The sequence below is a fragment of the Winogradskyella sp. genome (assembly GCF_025210595.1).
Lineage (GTDB): Bacteria > Bacteroidota > Bacteroidia > Flavobacteriales > Flavobacteriaceae > Winogradskyella.
In genome coordinates this window covers 1-10414 of sequence record NZ_JAOARH010000005.1, presented here as the reverse complement: position 1 = coordinate 10414, position 10414 = coordinate 1, and the positions used below count along the sequence as shown (strand labels likewise).

The following is a 10414-nucleotide window of genomic DNA, read 5'->3' as shown; positions in this document are numbered from 1 at the left end:
TTTGTAAATCATACGCGTTTCGATACTATAAGAAAACGACTGAATAAGCTTAAAGAGAAGAAAGCTAAATTAATGACAATGGTGGTGTTGTTATTAAGTTTTTCTGGTTTCGGTCAGGCACATTCGCAAGATGATGGTCATAATCATATAATGACCAAGCCACCAAAAGAGCAATTAGATTCTATCTTAAAAGCAAATGTAACACCAAAGGTTCATGCAGATAAGTTTGCAGAAATGGTGATTCAAGACTATAGTGGACGTATGATGCCTATACATACGTATGCTTCTGAAATGTTACGAAAAATAAGTAAAAGTGATGTTTACGAAGACTTTGATGCTACTCAGGTATTTCTATCCATACAAGAGAGTCCTATGTTATGGTATAATATGCCTATTATTTATTTAACACCTAGGAAGGCAGATTCAATAAGAACAATTATTGGAATTGATAAATCTCAAAAGCACGTAAGTCTTTTAGATTTTTTCACACCAGATGGTAGAAATAAATTAGGTCCTTATTTGGAAGAGGCTTTTGATGCTCAAGTACAAGGAGGATTTTTACAAGAGGTAAAAAATACATACGAACGATTAAGCTTTTTGTCAGATGCTATTGAAGGTAGAAATATAAAAATATTTCCTGTTCCCGAAGATGAAAATAACAAATGGATTTCTGCTTTAGAGTTTAGAAAAGAAGATTATCGTTTTAAAATAAAAGACACACTTTACGGTAATTTTATCAATAATGGGTTTAATGCTTATTTGGTTACTTTAAATAACGCTAAGCAGACTGGTGATTTTTCAAAAGCAGATGAGTTGTTAGTTAGTTTTAAAAAAACGCAACAAAAGTTTGGTAGTGAAGTAATGCTATCTGATGATAAAATAAAAGCAGAAATTATATATAACAAGTACGATATATTTAAACGATTGTTTAGTTGGTATATGTATGCGTCTTTGCTTTTATTTATACTTATAATTGCTCAAATTTTTAAGTATAATTCGTCTTGGATAAAAATAGCGATAAACATTATAATAGGATTTATAATAGTGTTTTTGGCCTTACACACAGGTGGATTAATATGGCGTTGGTATTTATCTGGACATGCACCTTGGAGTGATGCTTATGAATCTATGATTTTTGTTGGATGGTCTGTGATGCTATTTGGATTGTTATTTGGTAGAAAAAGTAATTTAACAATTGCAGCTTCTGCTTTTGTAACTTTTATGATTTTAATGATTGCGCATTGGAACTGGATGGATCCTTCTATAGCAAATTTAGAGCCTGTTTTACAAGGCTATTGGTTAATGGTTCATGTTTCTATTATTGTTGCAAGTTACGGTCCTTTTGCATTATCAATGATTTTAGGACTTATTTCTTTATTGTTGATGATTTTTACAACTAAGGACAATAAAAAATTAATGGATATCAATATAAAGGAGATAACAATCATTAGCGAAATGGCTATAACAGTTGGTATTACATTACTTACAATAGGTACATTTTTAGGAGGTATGTGGGCAAATGAAAGTTGGGGAAGATATTGGGGCTGGGATCCTAAAGAAACATGGGCGCTTATTAGTATTATGGTTTATGCTTTTGTAATTCATATGCGATTAGTGCCAGGACTAAGAGGCCGTTGGTTGTATAATTTAATGTCTGTTTTAGCTTTTGGAAGTATTTTAATGACTTACTTTGGGGTAAACTTTTATTTATCTGGTTTACACTCTTATGCTAGTGGAGACCAAATTTTAAGTTTTAAATTTATAGCTATAGCGTTAGCTATTATAGCTACATTGGCTTTTCTAGCTTATAGAAAGTATAAGATTTATTACAAATAGATTTTATGAAAATTTAAAAATAATGCGCATATTTGTGCGCATTATGATTGCCTAATTTACCTTTCGGAAAAATACGTCACTACTTCGTGTGATATTTTATTGTTAAACAATACTATTGTTTAGCGATCTTTTTAATAATTGATTTTAAATTATGCAATCCAATAAAATTTCAATACAACAATTTTTTAAATATTTAAAAATCGCTGTTTCTGGCAAGGAACAAAATTTTACTTCAGGTAGTATTCGTAGAGCTGTTTTTATGTTATCTATCCCCATGATTCTAGAAATGCTCATGGAATCTATCTTTGCCATTGTAGATATTTTTTACGTATCTCAAGTAAGTGTTAATGCTGTAGCTACTATAGGACTTACAGAGTCTGTAATTACGCTAGTTTATGCTGTAGCTATTGGCTTAAGTATGGCTGCAACTGCTATAGTCGCTAGGAGAATAGGAGAGAAGGATAGAGAGGGAGCGTCACAAGCAGCTGTGCAAGTGATTGGTTTAGGAATTTTTGTAGCCATTATAATTAGTATTATTGGTGTGCTTTTTCCAAAGGAAATATTGCAATTAATGGGAGGTGAACCAGATTTAATAGCTGAAGGCTATGGTTACACTAAAGTATTGTTAGGTGGAAATGTTACTATAATGCTTCTGTTTTTAATCAATGCTGTTTTTAGAGGTGCAGGAGATGCGTCTATCGCGATGTGGGCTTTGGTGTTGTCTAATGGTTTAAACATTGTTTTAGACCCAATATTTATTTTTGGATTAGGGCCAATACCTGCTTTTGGTGTAGAAGGTGCAGCAATAGCTACAACTATTGGTAGAGGAACAGCAGTAATTTTTCAGTTAATGGTACTATTCTACGGATGGAGTAAGATAAAAGTAGGTTTTAAAGATTTAGTGTTTCGAGTAGCAGTAATGTTAAATTTAATAAAGGTGTCTCTTGGTGGTATAGGGCAGTTTTTAATAGGTACATCGTCTTGGGTGTTTTTAATGCGTATTATGAGTGAGTTTGGTAGCGAAGTCTTAGCAGGCTATACCATAGCAATCCGTGTAATGATGTTTACTTTAATGCCAGCTTGGGGAATGAGCAATGCCGCGGCAACTTTGGTAGGTCAGAATTTAGGAGCTCAAAAGCCAGATCGCGCAGAGGCTTCTGTGTGGAAAACCGGAAAGTATAGTGCTATTTTCATGGGATTTGTATCAATAGTTTATCTCATTTTTGCACCTGAGATTATTTCATGGTTTACGCAAGAAGCCGAAGTGGTAAGTAATGGTGCTTTGTGTCTTAGAATTATTGCTGCTGGTTATGTGTTTTATGGTTATGGTATGGTGATTATTAATGCATTTAATGGGGCTGGTGATACAAAAACACCAACTAGAGTTAACTTTATCTGCTTTTGGTTATTTCAATTACCATTTGCTTATCTTATGGCTTTTATTTTCGATTTTGGACCACTAGGCGTTTTTATGGCAATTACTTTTGCAGAAGTATTAATTACAGTTCTCGGAATATTTTGGTTTAAAAAAGGGCTTTGGAAGTCTGTTAAGGTATAATATACTTTTTTTCTTATAGCAAATGTAACATATTTTATGTGCTCATAGATGTGATTTCACGGCGTGCTAACTCTTTTATTTAGTGTTATTGATACTTTTAGTAAATTTAGGTGTATTAAATTAAAAAGATGTCAAAGAAAAAGTTAGGGTTAAATACCATTTGTACTCATGTAGGCGAGATTAAAGATGAACAATTTAAAGGCGCAGTTTCTCCAATATATTTAAGTTCTTCGTACGAATTTTTGGATGTAGATGTAAAACGCTATCCTAGATATTTTAATACGCCAAATCAAGAGCATTTATCGAAGAAAATAGCAGCTTTAGAACATACTGAAGCAGCTCTAATATTTGGTTCTGGTATGGCAGCTATTAGCCATATGTTTTTAGCTTTTTTACAAAAAGGAGATCATTTGGTTGTGCAAAATACTCTATATGGTGGAACAGTAAATTTTATAAAAGAAGAATTTCCTAAATATGGTATAGAATATACATTTACAAACGGCTATAAGGTTAAAGACTTTGAAAATGCTATACAAGAAAACACCAAATTAATTCATATTGAAACTCCTTCAAATCCACTATTAACTATTACAGATATAAGAGCTATTGCCAAGTTGGCTAAGTCTAAATGTATAGTAACATCTATTGATAATACGTTTGCATCTCCTGTAAATCAAAACCCGATAGATTTTGGGATAGATATAGTAATGCATTCTGCAACTAAGTATTTTGGTGGTCATAGCGATATTTGTGCAGGAGCAGTTGCGAGTAGTTCTGAAAATATAGAACGTATTTGGAATGTAAGCAAAAATTTAGGTGGAAGCTTAAGTGATATGACAGTTTGGTTATTAGAACGTAGCATGAAAACTTTGGGGCTAAGAGTAAAGCAGCAAACAAAAAATGCTATGAAGCTAGCTAAATGGCTTAACAGGCATCATAAGATTAGTAAGGTTTATTATCCAGGGTTAAAATCTCATCCTGATCATAAACTAGCAAAATCTCAAATGAAAGGGTTTGGTGCCATGTTATCTTTTGAATTAAGAGATGGTTTAGATGCTTATCAATTTCAGAAAGCGTTACAATTGATAAAATCATCAATGAGTTTGGCAGGTATAGAGAGTACTGTGCTTTCGCCGCATTTAACCTCTCATGCATTATTAACACAAGAAGAGCGAGATAAGATAGGTATTAGTAATCAGTTAATTCGGTTTTCTGTGGGTATTGAAGATTTAAAAGATTTAAAACGAGATATTAATCAGGCAATAGAAACTCTTTGAATTTGACTAATAAAAAAGAGCCCATTTTTAGGGCTCTTTTTGGTCATGGAATTATTAAACATGGTCTTTTAATTGGTGATGTTCATCAATTAATGGACCTCCTTCTATAATTTGATTAGAAGCTTCACTTGCAAATTTTTCGAAATTTAAGTGGAATGAGTGTGCTAATTGAATAGCTTTACTAACATAAGCTCCTTTTTGTAGCCAAGTATTTATAGGATCTAACATTTCTGTAGGAACGTTAGGTATATATTTTGGCATATATAATCCAAAAATAGGATGCTGTTCGTAATCAACATTGTCTAGTTCACCATTAAGTATGGCTGTAATCATAGCTCTTGTGTATTTTAATTTTATACGAGAGCCAACACCATAAGGTCCGCCACTCCAACCTGTGTTAAGTAACCAAACATTAACACCAGCTTCTTGCATTTTTTTGCTTAACATCTCAGCATATTTTGTTGGGTGTAAAGGCATAAATGGTTCGCCAAAACATGCAGAGAATGAAGGTACAGGCTCAGTAATACCAGCTTCTGTACCAGCTACTTTTGCAGTATAGCCAGAGATAAAATGATAAGCAGCTTGTCCTGGAGTTAGTTTTGATACAGGAGGTAATACACCAAAAGCATCACATGTTAAGAAAAAGATATTCTTAGGATTGTCTCCATAAGATGGTGTTTGAATATTATCTATATGATAAAGCGGATAGCTTACACGTGTATTTTGTGTAATAGTACTATCCATATAGTCAATTTCGTTATTATCTTTAAAAATGACATTCTCTAAAATGGCACCAGGTTTAATGGCTCTATAGATGTCTGGTTCTTTTTCTTCAGTTAAATCTATAACTTTAGCATAGCAGCCACCTTCAAAATTAAATATTCTGTTTTCTGCTGTCCATCCATGCTCATCGTCTCCAATTAATTTTCTATTTGGGTCTGCAGATAAAGTTGTTTTACCAGTACCAGATAACCCGAAGAAAATAGCGGTTTCGCCATCTTCACCAACATTAGCTGAACAGTGCATTGGTAATACATTTTTATCAACAGGTAATATCATGTTTAAAGCAGAGAAAATTCCTTTTTTCATTTCGCCAGTGTATGCTGAACCACCTACAAGTGCAATTTTTTTGGTGAAATTAAGAATTGAGAAGTTACCTTGTCTTAAGCCATATTTTTTTGGTTCTGGACATTCGTAATCAGGTGCACAAAGTACTAACCAATCTTCTTCAAAGTTTTCTAATTCTTCTTGAGTAGGTCTTAAGAACATGTTATAAATAAACATATTAGACCAAGGGAATTCGGTAACGGTTCTCACACCCATTTTGTATTTTGGGTCAGAACAAACAAATCCATCACGAACAAAGATTTCTTTGCCACTAAGATATTTTTCTATTTCTCCTTGTAAAAAATCAAAATTTTCTGGCGATATACCTTTGTTTGTTTTTCCCCACCAAACTTTATCTTTAGTATACGCATCTTCTACTAAGAAACGATCTTGAGGAGAACGCCCTGTAAACTTACCTGTATTAATAGCTAATGTTCCGTTTGCAGTTTCTTTTCCCATGCCTTTTTTTATGGTAATGGCTTGTAATTCTTCAGGTGAAAGATTCCAATGTGCTTTGGTGTCTTTAAGTCCGTACTTTGTGAGATCTTTAGTTTTCATAATCGATTCATTTAATAATGCTTCCATGAGTTAAAAATTTTAAAATGGCCAAATCAATGGCACTAATAATAATGTTGTTATTAAGAATAGTAGGAGTAAAGGAGTACCTACTTTTACATAATCTGTAAATTTGTATTCACCAGCTGTCATTACCATGGCATTAGTAGTGGTGCCAACTGGAGTTAAAAAGGCTGTAGAAGCACTTATGGCAACAGCTATCATAAACGGAGCAGCGGATAAGTTTAAGGTACTTGCAGTTAAAATAACAATAGGAGCCATTAAAACAGCTGTTGCAGAATTGTTGATAACCTGACTAAATGCTGTGGTTAAGAGAAATATTCCACCTAGTAATGCTAAAGGATGTAAGCTTCCTAAGGTGTTTACCAAACCATCTGCAATAAATTTTGCTGTACCAGTTTTTTGTAGTGCTAATCCCATAGGTATCATAGCAGCAATCATTACAACGCTAATCCAACTAATACCTTTGTATGCTTTTGTTATGGGTACACATCCTGTTACTAAAATAATTCCAGCAGCAATTAATGCTGCTATAGCACCAGGTACTATTTTAAAAACTAATAAACCAATCATTAAGATTAATGCAAAAAGTGCTATAAAAGATTTATAAGTAAGGTTTGTAACTGTTTTGGCCATACCTTCTGGACTTCCAATAATTACTAAGTTTTCATGGTATGTTTTTAGTTGCTCAATATCTTCCCAAATACCTCTAATTAAAAAGGCATCTCCTGCTTTTACAACAATTTCACTATCTGTAAATGGCTTGTTGTTTCTAGATGCAGCCATAAGTTGAACTCCAAAACGTTTAAAGAACCTTCCTAATCTTAGTTTTCTTCCTACTAAAGTAGATTTTGGTGTTACAATAATTTCGGTCATACCAACTTCTTGATTAATAAGATTATTGCGCAACTCATCTGCAATTGGTTCTAGAGGAAGAAGTCCTAATCTAAATTTGATCATAAGTGCATTTATGGCTTCAGTATCACCTTTTACTGTTATTATATCATGGCTTTTAAATTCTGTATCATTATAAGGGAATTCTATAAATGGCTCATTCCTTTTTAAAACACTAGGATGATGACGTTTAATCCTTAGGATGGAGACATGATGATTGTCTTCAAAATTCCATTTGCCTAAACGCTTACCAATTAAAGGAGATACGGGACGTACTCTTAATCTATAATAATCATCATCTACTTTATAAGCTTTTATCCATTTATGAAGTGTTGTACTAACATCTACAGGTTTGTTGTTGGTTTTGTTGTTTGGTAGTAATCTATAACCTATAAACCTAAAATAGAGTAGTGTTATGAGTAATAATGGTAATCCTATTAATGCAAACTCAAAGAAAGAGAAACCTTCTAAGCCACTCTCTAACATAGTATTATTTACAATGATGTTTGGTGGTGTACCTGTTAATGTTAACAAGCCGCCAGTGTTAGAACCAAAGGCAACAGGCATTAATAATTTAGAAGGTAAAGTACCAATACTCCATGCTGAGGAAATGGTAACAGGCATTAAAGTAGCAACAGTGCCTGTATTGCTTACTACACCAGATAGAAGCCCTGAACCTAGTGTAGTAATTAGTAAAAGTTTGGTTGAGCTCTTGCTGGCTATTTTAATGAATTTTTGACCAGCCAATGCAGTCCATCCAGTTTGAGAAAGTCCTTCACCAACTATAAATAAAGAAGCAATCATTATTACCGTAGGATTACTAAAACCACTTAATGTTTCTGTTAGATCTAATACACCAAATAAGAACAAACTTAACATTGAAGATAGGGCAATAACATCTGGTGTAAATTTGCCCCAAATAAACAGAGCTATAGTGATAATTAAGATTGCCAGCATTAAGTTCATAATAATATGTGCTAAAAAATCTAATGTAAAGTTACTGGCTAGGTGGTGTAATTATTATGATGAATGTCATGCTTTAAGGGAATAGTTAATTATTCAATTTTAGTTAAATTTTTAAGAGAGAATATGAAGAGATTTTAAACGAAACCGTTTGCGAAATAGAAAGAAAATAGGATTCTATTTCCTTTTTAATATTTTTGACAATAATGTAAATTGAAAAACACATGAAATTAGACATTTTGGCTATTGGAGCACATCCTGATGATGTGGAATTAGGATGTGGAGCAACAATAGCAAAGGAAGTGGCAAATGGCAAAAAAGTTGGTATTATTGATTTAACCAGAGGCGAACTTGGTACGCGTGGAACAGCAGAAACTCGTGATGAAGAATCTGCTAATGCTGCAAAAATTCTTAATGTTGCTTTGCGTACAAATATGGAATTTGCAGATGGTTTTTTTGTGAATGATAAAAAGCATCAAATAGAGATTATAAAAGAAATACGAAAGTATAGACCTGAGATTGTATTGTGTAATGCTATAGATGATAGGCATATAGATCACGGAAAGGGCAGTCAACTGGTAAGTGATGCTTGCTTTTTGAGTGGCTTAATGAAGATTAATACCAAGCTCCATGATGAAGATAATTGGCAAAAGCCATGGAGACCAAAAGCTATCTATCATTATATACAATGGAAAGATATTGAACCAGAAGTAGTTGTCGATGTTTCTGGTTATATGGATAAAAAGATGGAAGCTGTTCTTGCTTATAAAACGCAATTTTTTGATCCAAAGAGTAATGAGCCCGAAACTCCTATTTCTAGCAAAAACTTTACAGACAGTATAGAGTACAGAGCAAGAAATTTAGGGAGATTGATTGGTGTAGAACATGCTGAGGGTTATACAGTTGAGCGTTACGTTGCTGTTAATTCATTATTTGATCTAAAATAAGTTACAAAAAGATTTTGTAGAAAAATGTAAATGGTTTACATTTGCACACCTAATCAAAATGGTGGTTGTAGCTCAGTTGGTTAGAGCGCTGGTTTGTGGTACCAGATGTCGTGGGTTCGAGTCCCATCTTCCACCCAAAAGACAAAGCCTTTCAGAAATGAAAGGCTTTTTTTGTACATCTAATCTAAGCTGTGTTTGTTTTTATTCAGAGGCTTTGTCTACTTTAGGTCTTTCTGCTCTGTTAGCAATTTCCCAAGCAGTATAAAAGACTAATCGAGTTCTATTTTCTAATAAATCGTATTCAATTTTATCTGGTGTATCACTTGGTTGATGATAATCATCGTGCGTGCCATTGAAATAAAAAATTACAGGAATATTGTTTTTAGCAAAATTGTAATGATCAGATCTATAGTAAAAACGGTTTGGGTCGTTATCGTCATTAAAAGTATAATCTAATTCTATATTACAGTATTTTGAATTTACATTTTCAGAAATGTTATGTAAATCGGTACTTAATTTGTCACTTCCAATAAGGTAAATATAGTTTCGGTCACCTTCTTTACGTTTAGGATCTGTTCTGCCAATCATATCAATATTAAGGTTAGCTACAGTGTTTTCTAATGGAAATATTGGGTCGTTATCTGTATAATGTCTAGAGCCTAAAAGCCCTTTTTCTTCTCCTGTTACGTGAAGGAATAAAATAGAGCGTTTTGGACCATTACCAGCTTTTTCTGCCATTTTAAGCGCCTCTGCAATTTCTAAAATGGCTATTGTACCAGAGCCATCATCGTCTGCTCCATTATAGATCTCACCATTTTTAATACCCTCATGATCTAAGTGAGCTGAAATTACAAGAATCTCTTCAGGTTTTTCAGAACCTTTAATATATGCTACTACATTTTCTGATGAAACAGCTTCAGATTTATTTTCAATAGACAAATCTAAATTTGTTTTAACAATGCTAGATTCGTAATCTTCTAAAATAGAAGAATGTATTGCTTTAGCAAGGTTTTCGTTAATCATTAACATTATTAGTTCTTTATCATTACTCTTTAATGATAAGCGATCAGAGCTACCTGTCATGGCTTGTCTTTGATAATATGGTGCGTATCTTATAAATAAATTACTGTCTAAGTAAATAAGTCCTTTAGCGCCATTTGCTTTTGCAGCTTCTCTTTTACTTGATAATGATTGACGACCATTGGACCATTTTGTATCTTCTTTATTTCCTGAAGTTATATAATTGCCGTCGGCAT

7 protein-coding genes and 1 tRNA gene are annotated in these 10414 nt (G+C 33.2%); 5 read left to right on the top strand and 3 right to left on the bottom strand.

The window, feature by feature from the left end; translation table 11 throughout:
- The 3 genes from N4A42_RS00415 to N4A42_RS00405 all read left to right on the top strand — a co-directional run.
- Positions 1 to 1836, top strand: a 1836-nt coding sequence (locus N4A42_RS00415; protein ID WP_294068424.1) for a cytochrome c biogenesis protein, incomplete at its 5' end; no start/stop codon positions are given.
- 151 nt (positions 1837 to 1987) lie between these two features.
- The gene (locus N4A42_RS00410; protein ID WP_294068422.1) at positions 1988 to 3394 is read left to right on the top strand and encodes an MATE family efflux transporter; all 1407 of its coding nucleotides are present in this window, start codon (positions 1988 to 1990) and stop codon (positions 3392 to 3394) included.
- Between the two features lie 128 nt (positions 3395 to 3522).
- A complete protein-coding gene (locus tag N4A42_RS00405) occupies positions 3523 to 4671 on the top strand; it encodes an aminotransferase class I/II-fold pyridoxal phosphate-dependent enzyme (protein ID WP_294068420.1) in 1149 nt (382 codons plus the stop codon).
- Positions 4672 to 4725: 54 nt separating this feature from the next.
- Here N4A42_RS00405 and pckA read toward each other — a convergent pair whose 3' ends face one another.
- Positions 4726 to 6336, bottom strand: a complete 1611-nt coding sequence (gene pckA / locus N4A42_RS00400) for a phosphoenolpyruvate carboxykinase (ATP) (protein ID WP_294068418.1) — start codon at positions 6334 to 6336, stop codon at positions 4726 to 4728.
- 39 nt (positions 6337 to 6375) lie between these two features.
- The gene (locus tag N4A42_RS00395) at positions 6376 to 8214 is read right to left on the bottom strand and encodes an SLC13 family permease (protein WP_294068416.1); all 1839 of its coding nucleotides are present in this window, start codon (positions 8212 to 8214) and stop codon (positions 6376 to 6378) included.
- A gap of 221 nt (positions 8215 to 8435) precedes the next feature.
- Between N4A42_RS00395 and bshB1 the strand changes: the two genes are divergently transcribed.
- Both bshB1 and N4A42_RS00385 read left to right on the top strand, forming a co-directional pair.
- Positions 8436 to 9158 (top strand): bacillithiol biosynthesis deacetylase BshB1, encoded by a 723-nt coding sequence (bshB1, locus tag N4A42_RS00390; RefSeq protein WP_294068414.1) that lies wholly within the window; start codon positions 8436 to 8438, stop codon positions 9156 to 9158.
- Positions 9159 to 9218: 60 nt separating this feature from the next.
- A tRNA-His gene (locus N4A42_RS00385) sits at positions 9219 to 9294 on the top strand.
- Positions 9295 to 9359: 65 nt separating this feature from the next.
- Here N4A42_RS00385 and N4A42_RS00380 read toward each other — a convergent pair.
- The coding region (locus tag N4A42_RS00380; RefSeq protein ID WP_294068412.1) for a M28 family peptidase at positions 9360 to 10414 on the bottom strand (1055 nt) is incomplete at its 5' end.

Excerpts from the sequence above, each read along its gene's own strand:
- N4A42_RS00405 (WP_294068420.1), top strand. The coding sequence starts at position 3,523 with ATGTCAAAGAAAAAGTTAGGGTTAAATACCATTTGTACTCATGTAGGC.
- pckA (WP_294068418.1), bottom strand. The coding sequence starts at position 6,336 with ATGAAAACTAAAGATCTCACAAAGTACGGACTTAAAGACACCAAAGCA.
- N4A42_RS00410 (WP_294068422.1), top strand. The coding sequence starts at position 1,988 with ATGCAATCCAATAAAATTTCAATACAACAATTTTTTAAATATTTAAAA.
- N4A42_RS00395 (WP_294068416.1), bottom strand. The coding sequence starts at position 8,214 with ATGAACTTAATGCTGGCAATCTTAATTATCACTATAGCTCTGTTTATT.
- bshB1 (WP_294068414.1), top strand. The coding sequence starts at position 8,436 with ATGAAATTAGACATTTTGGCTATTGGAGCACATCCTGATGATGTGGAA.